13 protein-coding genes are annotated in these 16,124 nt (G+C 44.5%); 11 read left to right on the top strand and 2 right to left on the bottom strand.

Translation table 11 applies throughout. The annotated features are described in order from the left end of the window. Positions 1-110: 110 nt before the first annotated feature. Both LI091_RS12640 and LI091_RS12645 read right to left on the bottom strand, forming a co-directional pair. On the bottom strand, positions 111-1,706 hold the full coding sequence (locus LI091_RS12640; RefSeq protein WP_243269388.1) for a response regulator: 1,596 nt from the start codon (positions 1,704-1,706) through the stop codon (positions 111-113). After that, positions 1,681-3,507, bottom strand: a complete 1,827-nt coding sequence (locus tag LI091_RS12645) for a sensor histidine kinase (RefSeq protein ID WP_059085385.1) — start codon at positions 3,505-3,507, stop codon at positions 1,681-1,683. Before LI091_RS12645 ends, LI091_RS12640 begins: the two co-directional genes overlap by 26 nt. A gap of 246 nt (positions 3,508-3,753) precedes the next feature. On the opposite strand from LI091_RS12645, the gene LI091_RS12650 reads away from it, so the two are divergent. The 11 genes from LI091_RS12650 (at position 3,754) to LI091_RS12700 (ending at position 16,124) form a co-directional block, all read left to right on the top strand. Further along, positions 3,754-4,989, top strand: coding sequence for an ABC transporter substrate-binding protein (locus LI091_RS12650; RefSeq protein ID WP_015527072.1), 1,236 nt, complete (start codon positions 3,754-3,756; stop codon positions 4,987-4,989). Between the two features lie 78 nt (positions 4,990-5,067). Further along, positions 5,068-5,946 carry a carbohydrate ABC transporter permease gene (locus LI091_RS12655; protein ID WP_044961978.1) on the top strand — a complete coding sequence of 293 codons (879 nt, stop codon included), beginning with the start codon at positions 5,068-5,070 and terminating at the stop codon, positions 5,944-5,946. An 11-nt stretch (positions 5,947-5,957) separates the two neighbouring features. Beyond that, the gene (locus tag LI091_RS12660; protein WP_021652326.1) at positions 5,958-6,812 is read left to right on the top strand and encodes a carbohydrate ABC transporter permease; all 855 of its coding nucleotides are present in this window, start codon (positions 5,958-5,960) and stop codon (positions 6,810-6,812) included. Between the two features lie 41 nt (positions 6,813-6,853). Next, positions 6,854-7,963: a glycoside hydrolase family 172 protein gene (locus LI091_RS12665; RefSeq protein WP_021652327.1), complete on the top strand. Its 1,110-nt coding sequence runs from the start codon at positions 6,854-6,856 to the stop codon at positions 7,961-7,963. A 15-nt stretch (positions 7,964-7,978) separates the two neighbouring features. Then, entirely contained in the window at positions 7,979-9,232 is a 1,254-nt protein-coding gene (locus LI091_RS12670; protein WP_265191213.1) for an ABC transporter substrate-binding protein, read from the top strand. 176 nt (positions 9,233-9,408) lie between these two features. Further along, positions 9,409-10,452, top strand: coding sequence for a heat-inducible transcriptional repressor HrcA (hrcA, locus tag LI091_RS12675; RefSeq protein ID WP_059085387.1), 1,044 nt, complete (start codon positions 9,409-9,411; stop codon positions 10,450-10,452). Between the two features lie 18 nt (positions 10,453-10,470). Beyond that, on the top strand, positions 10,471-11,106 hold the full coding sequence (grpE, locus tag LI091_RS12680; RefSeq protein ID WP_059085388.1) for a nucleotide exchange factor GrpE: 636 nt from the start codon (positions 10,471-10,473) through the stop codon (positions 11,104-11,106). Between the two features lie 53 nt (positions 11,107-11,159). Further along, positions 11,160-13,052, top strand: coding sequence for a molecular chaperone DnaK (gene dnaK, locus LI091_RS12685; protein ID WP_015527076.1), 1,893 nt, complete (start codon positions 11,160-11,162; stop codon positions 13,050-13,052). 21 nt (positions 13,053-13,073) lie between these two features. Next, positions 13,074-14,264 (top strand): molecular chaperone DnaJ, encoded by a 1,191-nt coding sequence (gene dnaJ / locus LI091_RS12690; protein WP_110102501.1) that lies wholly within the window; start codon positions 13,074-13,076, stop codon positions 14,262-14,264. 158 nt (positions 14,265-14,422) lie between these two features. After that, positions 14,423-15,376: a 50S ribosomal protein L11 methyltransferase gene (gene prmA, locus LI091_RS12695; protein ID WP_015527080.1), complete on the top strand. Its 954-nt coding sequence runs from the start codon at positions 14,423-14,425 to the stop codon at positions 15,374-15,376. A gap of 4 nt (positions 15,377-15,380) precedes the next feature. Continuing rightward, positions 15,381-16,124: a 16S rRNA (uracil(1498)-N(3))-methyltransferase gene (locus LI091_RS12700; RefSeq protein ID WP_265191214.1), complete on the top strand. Its 744-nt coding sequence runs from the start codon at positions 15,381-15,383 to the stop codon at positions 16,122-16,124.

Below are 16,124 nucleotides of genomic sequence, written 5' to 3' on the forward strand. Positions count from 1 at the left end.
CCTCCTTCGAAAAAATATGATGGTTCTCTTTATTGATTGATTATAAGTAAAATTCCGGAGAAGGGCACTGGCATTTGTGCCAGTAACTTTGTTATAAAGAAGAGAAGAAGTTATGTATGCTGTTCCCGGTAGGCGGAAGGTGTGATCCCCATTTTCTTTTTGAAGCTGGTGCTGAAATAATATTGATTGGCATAACCACATTTCAGGCTGATCTCCTTCAGACTCATAGTAGTCGTAGTCAGGTAACGGGCGGCTGCGGAAATACGCTGAGATGTGATAAAGTCGCTGATACTGATCCCCTGATTTTTTTTGAAAAGAGCACTTAAATAAGCAGGGCTTACATTGGCAGAGGCAGCAATATCATTGAGGCAGAGCGTATTGTCAGTGTAGTGTTCGTTGATATAGGAAATCACCAGTTCACAGAGCTTCTGGTGATAATCATTCATGGAGGAATCAAGCTTCCGGCATAAAAGATGGCACAGATCCTTCAGCCATTGACATAGCTCTTCCGTATTATGAAACTCATTTATGTGGTTGTAAACATACAAAATTTTAGCTTCAAGGTCATGCGTATCCAGATTTAATTCATAGAAAAATTTCAGGATCCGGCCAAGAAGAGAATAAATCTGTATGAAAGCGAAATTCTTTGTGCGAAATTTCTGAGTGAGCCAGTCGGAAAAATTCTGAAACCAGAGATCTATGGCAGCGGTATCCTTTTTGCAGAGAAGCCGGATCAGTTCATCCTCCTTTGTATCTGAAAAATCTGCAACAGACAGATCGGAACCCAGAGCCTCTCTTCCGTCAAAGATATTCTGATGCGGGAAAAAGAATCTGTATTCCAGTGCATGTACGGCGCTTTTATAAGAATGGTTCAGGTTCCAAAAATCTTGGACAATTGTTCCAATGCCTGCGTTGAGAGAAAGTCCCAGTGGCTGGCAGGCATCTGCGATTGAGGAAATAAGTCCGCTGGTAAGCTGGCGGAAGCTGTTGGACTGACAGCCGCTGTGTCCCAGAATGCACAGATAGCCATCCATATCCGGGAGAAGATACACAAAATCAAGAGAAGCGGTTTCCTCAGTTATCAGATCCTGAAGGTTGAAAAGCTCCATCTGAAACTTTTCAATCCCGTAAACAGCTTTTAGATCCGGAGCATTTTCAAGCTCCAGAATAACAACTGTATAAAAATCATAATTCAGCTCCAGGTTCAGATACTTAAGATAAGGCTTCAGTCGGTAGGCTGCTTCAGAAGACGGAAGGTGTGTGATCTCGCGGAAAAATTTTTCCGTAAGAAGAGGCCTGCTTTGTTTCAGAAGCTGGAGATTTTTCTGTTCCTTTTCCATCAGTGCAAAAGCGTTTTTTACCTTCTGGATAAGATAGGCATAATCCAGAGGCTTTTCGATATAATCCAGAGCACCGAGGAGCAGAGCACGTCTTGCATATTCAAATTTATCATAGGCACTGATCAGGATGATCTTCACCATAGGATTGATCTCAAGAGCTTGACGGCTCATGGAAATGCCGTCAAGATCAGGCATTTCAATGTCAGAAATGATCAGATCTGCCGGTTCTTTTTTCATGGCTTCGATAGCAGAGGTTCCATTGTAGCAGACATGGATGATCTCTGCATTCAGCGTTTCCCAGTCTATGTTTTTTTCGATACCTTCTGCAGATAAGTAATTATCATCTACGATCATTATTTTTTTCATCGATATCTTCCTCCATCTGTTCGAATTCAATGGTGACGTATGTGCCGTTTCCGGGGTTGCTGCGGATCCTTACGGAACCGTTTCCGTATAATGGGTTGGAAATACGGGAACTTACGTTGGAAATTCCAAAATGCTTCTCATAATCAATAACATTATGCTCAATAGCATGGCGCAGCTGTGCAAGGGTTTCGGAGTCCATGCCGGCACCGTTGTCCTCAATGGAGATCACAACCGTATCATCGCCATAAAGAACATGGATCGAAATGAAAACAGCTGGTGTGCCCGAAGAAATCCCGTGCAGAATGGAATTTTCGAGAAATGGCTGAAGTGTAAACTTGCAGATCAGGAAATTTTCGATTCCATCTTCTGCTTCGATCTCCCAGTCCAGATTATCTTTATGACAGAGCTTTTCCATTTCCAGATAAAGCCGGGCAATTTCCAATTCATCTTTAATAGGAATAAGTTCCTTTGATTTACGCAGGGTAAGACGGTAAAAGGCAGTCAGATTTGCAATCATCTGATCAGCAATGTCAAGCTTTCCAAGGGACTGGCAGGTACGGATCGATCCCAGGATATTGTAAAGAAAATGCGGATTGATCTGTGACTGGAGCAGCTGGTATTTCAGACGTTCTTCGTTTACGGAAAGATTTACAATGGACTTCAGGTTTCCGGCTATTGTGTGCTGCATATCTTCAAAGGTGATGCCCAGTCTGTCAATCTCATCATACCTGGAAGGATCATCCGGGTGGGGAACAGTAACGATAGATAGATGTTCCGGGTCATATCCCAGCTGAAAGGCTTCCATTGCATAGGAAAGTGCAGTGATCTTCCGGGTAAGATTTTCGGAAAACAGGATAACGATGATAACAGTAAGGAGCAAGAAAATAAGGACAGTGATCAGTAAGGCACGGATCAGGATGTGCGTGTTGCCCTGAATATAGCTTTCCGGGATTTCGGTAACATGAAGCCAGCCATTGCTTAAGGTGCAGCAGTTATAATATTTGTCGCCGCTGTGAAAAGAAGAATCTGCATTTCCTTTGAGTTTCTGAAACTGTGCTTTGGAAATTCCGGATAAATTCAGTGAGGATGTATTTTTTGCTGCAATCTCTCCGTGATCTGTGAGAATGTAGCTGTATATGCGGGAATCCAAAGCAGCAGGCTGCAGATAAGTGGTAAGCTCTGAGGTGTCCAGAGCAATGCCGTAGGCGTATTCCAGAATACCGGTGGCCTGATTTTTCAGTGCCCGGACGCAGAGGATCACATCGGCAGATGATTTTTTTGTGGACAGTATTTTAGGCAGAGGCATATTGGAAACCGGTATCCAGACAGAGGAAAAGCCTGAACCGGAAACAATATTTTTATCCAGACCATATGCAGAAAGCTCATCTGTGGAAAAGAAGTACAGGCTTTCTTTTGAACCGAGCTGATCGGGCTGCAGAAAAACATATATATGGAAGAAATCGAATGTGGATTTATACAGCGAAATATTGTTTTTTACAGTGGTGAATTTTTTCAGTGCATCTACCTTATTAGAGGAAGGCTGATTTAGGGAGTACATTTGAAACTGTATGGTATCTGCTACATTTTCAACCTGACCGAGGCGGTCGTTCAGCTGAGAGACCAGCTGCTTGTCAGTCATTACGGCAGAATCGATGATACGATCTCTGGCAATGTTATAGGAAATGTGATAGCTGATGAAGGTCAGGGAAATCAGAGGTACCATAGTTGCGATCAGAAATGCGAGCAGGAGCTTATAGCGAAATGAGGAAAAAATGGGTGGGATACATTTGTGGAATTTCATAGTACATACTCTCCTTTATGTCGAAAACAAATTAATGAAACCGAATCCAGCTGTGAAAAAAAGCCGTTACAAATATAGATTATATAAAAGGATTATAAAAAATTAACAACAAAAATACAAGAGAACGAAAAATAATATAAAGAAATCATAAAATATTGTATTTAGAATGAGGGGGCTCTCTGGTATCCTTAAACCATCAAAAACAGGTGTGGACAAACACGAAAATGTCCAGAAAGGAAGAAAGATATGAAGAAAAAAGTAATGAGTGCAGTTTTGGCAGCAGCGATGGTTGTGGGTATGGCAGGTAACGTGGTTACTGTTTCCGCAGAGGAGAAATATGATCTTACCTTATACAGCATCGACACCACAGACCCGGATTTTGAGGACTGGCTTGCAAATGTGGAAGATGCCACGGGCCTGAACATTAATGTAATTGCGGCACCTACAGATACAGATACCCGTCAGCAGAAGATCACCACAATGCTTTCCACAGGAGATGCTTCCGTGGATGTCATTCAGATCAACGATGAGATGAGTGCGGCATTTAAAAATTCCGGATGGCTGGAAGGACTGAATGATACAGTAATGACAGATGATATCGCTGATCAGTTTGCCCAGGGATATGTAAAGAATATGATCACAGATAAGGACGGAAACATTATCGGTGTTCCAGGCTATACAGGATATTTTGCATTCTGGGTAAATCAGGAGATCATGGATGAGGTCGGAATCAAATCCATTGATACAAAAGAGGATTTCATGAAGTATATGAAGGCTGTTTCCAAGGACGGAAGATTCGGCTACGGCGGTTCCTGGGAGAAAACTTATGCATTTAACGAGCTTGCACAGTTTGTAAACATGTTCGGCGGCGATTATTTTGACTGGACCAAAGAGGAAAACAAGGAAGCAGTTCAGTTCCTCCACGATCTGGTTGCTGATAAAGAAACATCCATCGAGCAGATCGCTGATAAATATGAGCAGATGAATCCGAAGATCAATGACGGAAAATACGGATGCTGGTTCATGTGGGGCCTTGGAACAGATTATGCAAAGGCAGATATGCTTGGCGCAGATAAGATCCACATGGAAATGGTACCGGATTTCAGCGGCAAGGGAGAGCGTGCGATCTTTACAGATTCCTGGAGCTATGTTCTCAACAAAGCATCCAAGAATAAAGATGCAGCTGTGAAATTCCTCCAGTATATGGCTGATGAAGGCGGAATGGAAGCTTCCTATAAAGCATTTGACAGATATCCTGCAAGAAAGGATGTTGCAGAGAAGGTAGTTCCGGATTCTGACCCGGCAAAAGAAATGTACAGCAGATATGCAAATGAATGCAATGTACAGGGACGTCCGATGGTGGCACAGACAATGGAATTTATCAGCGATATGGGAACAATCTTCCAGTCCTGTATGAAAGACGAGATTACAGTTGATGAGTTCTGCAAGAAGGCTCAGGATGTGGTAGATATGTATAAGTAAAAGATATAAAAAAACAGCAATGTAAAGCAGAGGTAAAAGTCTGCTTTACATTGCTTGATGAACAGGGAGGAAAGTTCCATGACAATAAGCAAAAAAAATATGAAGTGGATACCATGGCTTTTGATCCTGCCGGTTGTACTGATTCGAGGTTTTACAACAGTATATCCCATTCTGATGACTGTGAAAAACAGCTTCTTTAATATCAGTATCCTTGCAGGTATCAATGAATTTATAGGCTTCAAGAATTACCTGAAGGTATTTTCTGATCCTAAAGTGCTCACATCGATCAGCTTTACGGCAATATTTGTGGTTGCTTCCATGATCTTTCATGTGATCCTCGGAGTTATCCTGGCACTGATCCTGAATATGAAATTCAAAGGCCGCCGTTTTCTGAGGACCATCGTGCTGATCCCGTGGGCTATGCCTGCAGTAGTAGCCGGTATGGCTGCAAAATGGGCATTTAACAATGATTATGGTCTGATCAATGATTTTATCCGCTGGTTTGTACCGGGTTACCAGAACAGCTGGCTGATCAATACAGGTACTGCAAGAGCAGCGGTAATTGCAATGGACCTGTGGAAGGACCTTCCGTTCTTTGCAATTCTTGTACTTTCCGGACTTCAGTTTATTTCCGGCGATATCTATGAGGCAGCAAAGGTAGACGGTGCAAACGGGATCCAGAGCTTTTTCCGGATCACACTTCCGCTGATCGCAAAAAATGTCCTGACTTTATGTATTCCGTTCACACTCTGGAGACTGACAACCTTCGATCTGGTTTATTCCATGACATCTGGAGGCCCTGGAGAGGATACTGCGCTGATCGCATACAGAATCACAACAGAAGCATTTACAAATCTAAACGTAGGATATGCTTCGGCGCTGGCTATGCTGCTGTTTGTTGTAATGGCGATCTTCAGCTGGCTGAATATACGTGTTATGAATAAGTTTGACAGTTAGGGGGAATTATCGTGAAGAATACAGGAAAATATAATGTTTATCATGGAGTGGTAGCCGTTGGAAGATGGGTTCTGTTTGCAGTTGTGGCTTTTCTGATCCTGTTCCCGGTTTACTGGATCTTTATTTCTTCGATCACACCGTCAGGAGAACTGTTTAAAACACCGATCGATTATCTTCCGGATCATCCCACACTGGAAAGCTATAAATTTCTGATACAGAATGTAGGACTGCTTTCAAAGATCGGAAATACAGTTCTGATCGTAGGCATTACACTTGTGATCAGTACCGTGCTGTGTGCAATGGCTGCCTATGGCTTCTCAAGATTTAACTCAAAGGGAGTTTCTGTTGCATTTGCGTTTGTTCTGGCTACCATGCTGATCCCTGAGGTTGTCACAGCCCGCCCGCTGTATGAGTTTATGCAGAAGGTAAAGCTGTATGATACATATCCGGGACTTATCCTTCTTTATATCAGTACCGTTATACCGTTTACGGTTCTGATCCTCAGAAACTTTGTCGGTGAGATCCCGATCTCACTGGAGGAGGCAGCTGCTATTGACGGCGCATCTTTTTCACAGAGACTGTTTACGATCGTTCTGCCGCTGATGAAGCCGGCAATCGCTACGGTTTGCATTATCAACTTTATTACCTGTCTGAATAACTTTTTCACACCGTTGTTTTATTCAAATGGTATTCAGGTACTTTCTGTTTCCATCGTACAGCTTCCGTTACGTGACAACATGTATGGAGTTCCGTGGGATCTGGTCAGCGCCATGGGATGGATCATCCTTCTTCCGATCATTATCTTTGTAGCTGTTTTTGAGAAACAGATCATGGATGGTATCATGGCAGGTGGAGTAAAAGCGTAAATATAATATTTTTAATTTCCAAAAGAGAGGAGAAAACAGATATGTATCAGGCATTTACAGGCGGACTGGGAGGGATCGCACTTGCAAAGCATGGAAAAAGCCGTGCGATCAACGCAGAAAATCCTCATGGAGAAAAAGGCAGAGGCGGTATGGCTGCAAGTCATCTGGGACCGTCCAGAAAAGGAAGCCCGTGTCTCAGGGATATTGAGCCGGGAACTGTGGTAACTCTGGCAGAAATGGAAGGACCGGGACAGATCAATCATATCTGGATCACCGTTGATAACAAGACTACAGAGGCAGATTGCTTTGTACTGAGAGATCTTGTAATCCGTATGTACTGGGATGACGAGGAAACTCCTTCCGTGGAAAGTCCTCTGGGTGATTTCTTCTGCTGCGGATTCGGAAGGGAATGTTTTGTAAATTCTGTTCCGGTGGCTGTTGTTCCAAACAGGGGCTTTAACTGCTATTTCCCGATGCCGTTTAAGAAGAAAGCAAAGATCACACTGGAAAACCAGCATGCAAATAAAATCCCGGCTTTCTTTTATCAGGTAGATTACTGTCTCTATGATGAGCTTCCGGACGATATTGCTTATTTCCATGCGCAGTGGAGAAGGGAACGGTTGACAGAAAAAACAAAAGATTATACAATTTTGGATGGAGTAAAAGGAAAAGGCCATTATATAGGAACCTACATGGCACTTACCACACTGGAACGTTACTGGTGGGGCGAGGGAGAAATGAAGTTTTATATTGACGGAGATGAGGAGTATCCGACCATCTGTGGAACAGGAACGGAAGATTACTTTGGTGGTTCCTGGAGCTTTGCCAAACAGGTGGATGGAAAAACCGTGGAACAGAATTATAACACGCCGTATCTGGGATATCCGTATTATTCTGCCCATGACGAGCTGATCCACAATTTTTATCATAATGATGACTGCCCGCCAATGAGAGGCTTTTACAGATGGCATTTACAGGATCCAATCTGCTTTGAAGAGGATCTTCGCGTTACGATTCAGCAGATAGGCGTCGGATACCGTGGCCTGTTTGAACGACAGGATGATGTGGCAAGTGTAGCGTACTGGTATCAGACACTTCCTCATGCACCGTTCCAGCCGTTGATGTCAAAAGAGGATAGATGGCCCAGATAAAAAGGGTGGTAGAGATTGAAAAAACAGGTATTTTGCGGGGTATTTGCCCTGGCTCTGGCAGTGACAGGATGTGGAGTCCAGAAGAAGGAGGCTGCATCTGATATTGTGCCGGAGAACAGACAGGAACTGACGATCCTTCATGTGGATGCAGGCACAGAAGGCTTTGATTCTTTTATCAGCCAGGCGGAAAAAGATCTTGGAATAAAGATCCATATTGAAAAATGTCCGGCCAATGCGGACAATCGCCAGGCCAAAATAGCAACTCTTCTGACATCAGGAGATGATTCTGTTGATCTGATCACAGTAAATGATGAGATGATATCCGAATTTAAACATAAGGGATTTCTTCTTCCGTTGGAAGATACGATTATGACAGAGGAGACAGCGGCGAATTTTCTGCAGGAATACCTGAAAGAAATATGCATGTCAGACGGACATATTTTTTCGGTACCGTTCAGGATGGATATCATGGCATTCTGGGTGAACCAGGAATTGCTGGATCAGGCTGGTCTGGACAGACTCTCCTGTCTCAGTGATCTTGAGATCCTTCAGAAAAAGCTTCAGAATACGGGAAAATATGCATATGGGGATGCATGGGAGATTTCTTACATATATAATAGTATCAGCGAGTATGTCGATTTTTTCGGAGGAGATTATACAGACTGGACGGATCCGAAAACAAGAGAAGCGGCAGAATATATGAAGCGAATGCTGGATACAGGGATGATATCAGAGGAGAATCTGATCGACCAGCATGACCAGCTGAATGAAAAATTTATAAACGGCCAGTATGGATGTATGTTTATGTATACCGGTGTGTTGAGTACTTTTCAGAATGCAGGCGTGTATGGAAAAGATAAGATCCATATGGCACCATTTCCGGAATTTGACGAGAAGGTGACCAATATCGCAACCTGGCAGTATGTACTGAATAAAAATTCTGATCATAAAGAAGCAGCTCTGAAGTTCCTTCAGTATGTGTCCGGATATGAGGCCAGTAAAAATTACGGACAGCTGACAAAAATGTGTCCGGCAAGACTGGATGTGATCGAGGATAAGAATTTTGATCTGGATGGCATTGAAATGATCCGGCAATATCTGAAAGATTATAAGCTGAAAGCAAGACCACTGTGTGCCGATTCCATAGAAGCCGTTTCGTCCATGGGAACGGAATTTCAGAAATATATGCTGGGACAGAAAACAGAAGCGGAATTTTTTGCCGGGGCACAGAACTGCATAGACCAGTATTACAAAAAAGCATCGTACTGATGCTTTTTTTGTTTTGAAAAAATAAGAACTTTTTTTCAAAACATATTGACAAATATTTTACATGGTGATATCTTAAAGACTGTAGATGTTAGCACTCCACTAAAATGAGTGCTAACAGATGTAAAAAAAGAATCAACATCCGTCAGGAAAGAATAAAAAGGAAAGGAGATGGATTCATGGAAGAGGTGTTGAATGAGCGCAAGCAAAAAATCTTAAAAGCAATCATCAAGACCTATATGGAAACCGGAGAACCGGTTGGTTCCAGGACCATTTCCAAGTATGCGGATCTCAATGTCAGTTCCGCAACGATCCGAAATGAAATGTCAGACCTGACAGATATGGGCTATATCGTCCAGCCTCATACCTCAGCAGGAAGGATTCCTTCAGATAAGGGCTACAGACTTTACGTCAATGAGTTGATGAAGGAGAAGGAAGCGGAGGTCGCAGAGCTGCGAGATCTGATCATTGAGAAGACAGATAAGATGGATAAGGTGCTTAAGAAGGTTGCGAAGGTTCTTGCTTCCAATACCAACTATGCTACCATGGTTTCCGTTCCGCAGTACAGCGGCAACAAGGTCAAGTTCATCCAGCTGTCGAGGATGAGCGAGCTTCAGCTTGTGGCAGTGGTTGTCAGTGACAACAACACAGTCCGGAACCAGATCATCAATCTGGATGAGGAAATGGACGACCAGACGATCCTGAAACTGAATCTTCTTCTTAACACCAATCTCAATGGGATCCCGATCCAGGATATCAATCTTGGGATGATCGCCAGACTGAAGGAACAGGCAGGCAGCCACAGCGGTGTGGTGGCAACGGTTCTGGATGCAGTGGCAGCCACCATTCATGTGGAAGAGGAAGATATGGAGATCTATACTTCAGGTGCAACTAACATCTTCAAGTATCCGGAGCTTGCCGATAAAGAGAAGGCAACGGAGCTGATCTCCGCATTTGAGGAGAAGCATGAACTTGCCGATCTTGTAAAAGAACAGATGTCAGATGGAGAGAATACAGGAATCCAGGTTTACATCGGTGATGAGATGCCAATCCAGACCATGAAGGACTGCAGCATTGTAACTGCCAGATATGAACTGGGAGACGGAATGTACGGAACCATCGGGATCATCGGTCCCAAACGAATGGATTATGAGAATGTAGTGGACAGTCTGAAGGAACTGAAGAATCATCTGGATGACGTTTTGAAAAAGAAGAAAACTTAGAAAGGCGGTAGAAAAAAAGTGTCGGAGGAAACAAAGAAAACATCCGAAGAGCAGGAAGCGGAGAAGGAAATCCCCGTAACTGACGGAGATCAGGAAGAAGAAAACCTGACACCGGAGGGAGAAGATCTGCCGGAGGAAGAAAACAATACTCCAGGCGAAGAAGCTGCCTCAGAGGATAAAAAAGAAGAAAAATCAAAAACTTCCTTCTTCGGAAAGAAGAAAAAAGATAAATCTGAGCAGAAGGTGGAGGAACTTACCGATCGCCTGAAGCGTACCATGGCTGAATTTGATAATTTCCGTAAAAGAACGGAAAAAGAAAAATCCAGCATGTACATCATCGGAGCAAAAGAAATCGTTGAAAAGATCCTGCCGGTTGTGGATAACTTCGAAAGAGGTCTTGCACAGGCACAGGAAGGCGATGCTTTTGCAGATGGAATGAAAATGATCTACAAGCAGCTTACCACAACACTGGATGAGCTTGGTGTGAAGCCGATCGAAGCAGTGGGAAAGGAATTCAACCCGGATTTCCATAATGCAGTGATGCATGTGGAGGATGAAGAGGTTGGAGAGAACATCGTGGTGGAAGAATTCCAGAAGGGTTACACTTACAAGGATTTCGTAGTACGCCACAGTATGGTGAAGGTTGCGAACTAACTGACAACAAACTTTATTTTAACAGATACAGACTAAAACAGGAGGAAAAAATCATGGGAAAGATTATTGGTATTGACTTAGGTACAACAAACAGCTGTGTAGCCGTAATGGAAGGTGGACAGCCGACAGTTATCGCAAATACAGAAGGCGCAAGAACAACACCATCCGTTGTAGCATTCACAAAAACAGGAGAGCGTCTGGTAGGTGAGCCTGCAAAACGTCAGGCAGTTACAAATGCAGACAGAACGATCTCCTCTATCAAAAGAGAGATGGGTACCGATTACCGTGTAACCATCGATGACAAGAAATATTCTCCACAGGAGATCTCCGCAATGATCCTTCAGAAACTGAAAAAGGATGCAGAGGCATATCTTGGTGAGAAAGTAACAGAGGCAGTTATCACAGTTCCGGCTTACTTCAACGATGCTCAGCGTCAGGCTACCAAAGATGCAGGTAAGATCGCAGGTCTTGATGTAAAACGTATCATCAACGAGCCTACAGCAGCAGCTCTTGCATATGGTCTTGACAATGAGAAAGAGCAGAAGATCATGGTATACGACCTTGGCGGCGGTACATTCGATGTATCCGTGATCGAGATCGGTGATGGTGTTATCGAGGTTCTTTCCACAGCTGGTAACAACCGTCTTGGTGGAGATGACTTTGATAAGAAGGTCACAGATTACATGCTTTCCGAGTTCAAGAGAACAGAGGGCGTAGACTTAAGCAACGATAAGATGGCTCTTCAGAGACTGAAAGAGGCAGCTGAGAAAGCTAAGAAAGAGCTTTCTTCCGCAACAACAACAAACATCAACCTTCCGTTCATCACAGCTACAGCTGAGGGACCGAAGCATTTCGATATGAACCTTACAAGAGCTAAATTTGATGAGCTGACACATGATCTTGTAGAGATGACTGCAGAGCCGGTTCGCCGTGCACTGTCTGATGCAGGTATCACAGCTTCCGAGCTTGGCCAGGTACTTCTGGTTGGTGGTTCTTCCCGTATCCCGGCTGTACAGGATAAGGTAAGACAGTTAACTGGCAAAGAGCCAAGCAAGAACCTGAACCCGGATGAGTGTGTTGCACTTGGTGCTTCCGTACAGGGTGGTAAACTTGCAGGTGATGCAGGTGCCGGTGATATCCTTCTTCTGGATGTTACCCCACTGTCACTGTCCATCGAGACAATGGGTGGTATCGCAACTCGTCTGATCGAGAGAAATACTACAATTCCTACAAAGAAGAGCCAGATCTTCTCCACAGCAGCAGACAACCAGACAGCTGTAGATATCAACGTTGTACAGGGTGAGCGTCAGTTCGCAAAGGACAACAAATCCCTCGGCCAGTTCCGTCTGGATGGAATCCCGCCAGCACGTCGTGGAGTTCCGCAGATTGAGGTAACATTTGATATTGATGCCAACGGTATCGTTAATGTATCCGCTAAAGACCTTGGAACAGGTAAAGAGCAGCACATCACAATCACAGCTGGTTCCAATATGTCCGATTCCGATATCGACAAAGCTGTCAAAGAAGCAGCTGAGTTCGAGGCTCAGGATAAGAAACGTAAAGAGGCGATCGACACAAGAAACAATGCAGACTCCATGGTATTCCAGGTTGAGAACGCACTGAAAGAAGCTGGCGACAAGCTTGACGCAAACGATAAAGCAAGTGTTGAGGCTGACCTCAATGCACTGAAAGATCTTCTTGCACAGACAGCAAATGCTCAGGAGCTTACTGATTCTCAGGTTGCAGATATCAAAGCTGCACAGGAGAAGATGATGGAGAGCGCTCAGAAACTGTTCTCCAAGATGTATGAGCAGACTCAGGGAGCTCAGGGTCAGGCTGGTCCTGGACCGGATATGGGCAACATGGGCGGAAACGCTGGTGCTCAGGGCGGAAATGAAGCAGGATACGGCGATGATGTTGTAGATGCTGATTACAAGGAAGTCTAAGACAAGTAGGAAATAATTACAATGGCTGATAAAAGAGATTATTATGAAGTCTTAGGTGTGGATAAAAACGCCGACGACGCAACATTAAAAAAAGCATATCGTAAGCTGGCCAAGAAATATCACCCGGATGTAAATCCGGGTGATAAAGAGGCTGAAGCGAAATTCAAAGAGGCGACAGAGGCTTACTCCGTTTTAAGTGATGCCGACAAGAGAAGACAGTATGATCAGTTTGGTCATGCAGCATTCGAAAACGGCGGCGGAGGCGGTGCCGGCGGCTTTGGTGGATTTGACTTCAACGGTGCGGATATGGGAGACATCTTCGGAGATATCTTCGGAGACCTGTTCGGCGGCGGAGGCAGAACCAGACGGGCCAACAATGGACCGATGAAGGGTGCCAACCTTCGTGCACGTGTGAACATTACTTTTGAGGAAGCGGTTTTCGGATGCGAGAAAGAGCTGGAAATCGTTCTCAAAGATGAGTGTACCACATGTCACGGAACCGGAGCGAAACCGGGAACATCACCGATCACCTGTCCGAAATGTAAAGGCCAGGGCCAGATCGTTTACACCCAGCAGTCCATGTTTGGTATGGTACGTAATGTTCAGACCTGTCCGGATTGTAACGGAACCGGTAAGGTGATCAAGGACAAATGCAGTGCCTGCCGTGGAACCGGATATACCTCTTCCAGAAAGAAGATCCAGGTATCTGTACCGGCCGGTATCGACAATGGCCAGTGCATCCGTATCCGTGAAAAAGGTGAGCCGGGAACCAACGGCGGTCCGAGAGGAGATCTGCTGGTTGAGGTAAATGTAGCCCGTCATCCGATCTTCCAGAGACAGGATATGAATATCTTTTCAACAGCTCCGATCACATTTGCACAGGCTGCACTTGGCGGTGAGATGCGTATTAATACCGTTGACGGTGAGGTTTCCTATGAGGTGAAACCGGGAACACAGACGGATACAAGAATCCGCCTGAAGGGCAAAGGTGTTCCGTCATTACGTAACAAGAACGTTCGTGGTGACCACTATGTAACACTGGTAGTCCAGACTCCGACAAATCTCAATGAGGAAGCAAAGAAAGCTCTGGAAGCTTTTGATGCGGCATGTGGAAACCGTCCGTCAGAGGACAGCACATCCGAGACTTCCGAAAAAACCGAAAAGAAGAAAAAAGGTTTCCGTGAGAAAGTAAAGGAAATGTTTGAGGAATAAATAAAGTGAAAACAGGAAAGAGGCACAAAATGCCTCTTTCTTTTTTTTCTGTATTCGTGTATATTAAAAGAAGTGCCCGTTTTCGGGACAATAGAAAACAGGCGACAGACTGGAATGAAAATCCATAAATGTGTATACAGCATAAGGAGATATAAAAGATGAAATGGAACCGTTTTACACTTAAGACAAAAACAGAGGCAGAGGATATTGTGATCTGTACACTTGCCGAGGTGGGAATTGAAGGTGTGGAAATCCAGGATAAGCAGCCACTGACCGATGAGGATAAGGCACAGATGTTTGTGGATATCATGCCGGAGGGACCAGCAGATGACGGGATCGCATATCTGAACTTCTATCTGGAAGAGGATGCGGATACCGAGGCAATCCTGAAAGATGTGAAGGCTGCACTGGAGGATCTGAGAAGCTTTGTGGATATCGGAGAGGCAACCATCACAGAATCCCAGACAGAGGACAAGGACTGGATCAATAACTGGAAACAGTACTTCCATCAGTTCTATGTAGACGACATTCTGATCGTACCGTCCTGGGAAGAAGTGAAGGCAGAAGATAAGGACAAGATGATCCTCCACATTGATCCGGGAACTGCCTTTGGTACAGGAATGCATGAGACCACACAGCTTGTGATCCGTCAGCTGAAGAAATTTGTGAAGCCGGGAATGGAGATCCTTGATGTGGGAACCGGAAGTGGAATCCTGGGGATCGTTGCACTGAAGCTTGGTGCAGGTCATGTGGTTGGTACAGACCTTGATCCCTGTGCAGTTCCGGCAGTATCTGAGAACAAGGAGGCCAACCAGATCGAGGAGAAATCCTTTGACATGATGATCGGAAACATCATCGATGACAAAGAAGTTCAGGAACAGGTCGGATATGAGAAATATGATATCGTAACTGCAAATATCCTGGCAGATGTTCTGGTACCGTTGACTCCGGTGATCGTTGCACAGATGAAAAAAGGCGCTTACTACATTACATCAGGCATTCTGGATGTAAAGGAGGATGTCGTGGTGAAGGCTGTAAAAGACGCCGGTCTGACTCTTGTTGAGGTGACTCATCAGGGCGAGTGGGTATCTGTGACAGCAAGAAAGGACTGATCTCATGCAGCGATTTTTTGTGGAACCTCATCAGATCGACAGGGACAGACATGAGATCCGTATCACAGGAAATGATGTCAATCATATTGTCAATGTACTCCGTATGAAAAAAGGCGAGGAGCTCTGGATCAGCGACAAGGAAAAAGAATATCACTGTGTGATCGAAAATGCAGGGGAAGATGAAGTGCTGCTTCATATCCTCTATGTCCAGGAACCGGATTATGAGTTGAAAAACCGCATTTATCTTTTCCAGGGTCTGCCGAAAGTAGACAAGATGGAACTGATCATCCAGAAAGCTGTGGAGCTTGGGGCATATTCCGTAGTTCCGGTTTCAACCAGACGATGTGTGGTAAAACTGGATAACAAAAAAGCAGAGAAAAAAGTATCCCGCTGGCAGCAGATTGCGGAAAGTGCGGCAAAACAGTCCAAGCGTATGCTTGTTCCGGAAGTCCATTCTGTGATGACATTTAAAGAAGCTCTTGCTTACGCAAAAGAACTGGATGTTCTACTGATCCCTTATGAACTTGCAAAGGGAATGAAAGAGACGAAAGAACTGATCCGGTCGATCGAACCGGGAAAAAGCATCGGTGTCTTTATCGGCCCTGAGGGTGGTTTTGAAGAGCAGGAAGTGGCAGATGCCATGGAAGCCGGTGCGAAACCGATCACCCTGGGACACCGGATCTTACGGACAGAAACCGCGGGACTCGCAGTACTTTCTGTTCTGATGTTTCAACTGGAGGATGAATAG

The sequence above is a fragment of the Blautia sp. MSK20_18 genome, assembly GCF_020553125.1.
In the GTDB taxonomy this organism is placed as follows: Bacteria; Bacillota; Clostridia; order Lachnospirales; family Lachnospiraceae; genus Blautia_A; species Blautia_A fusiformis.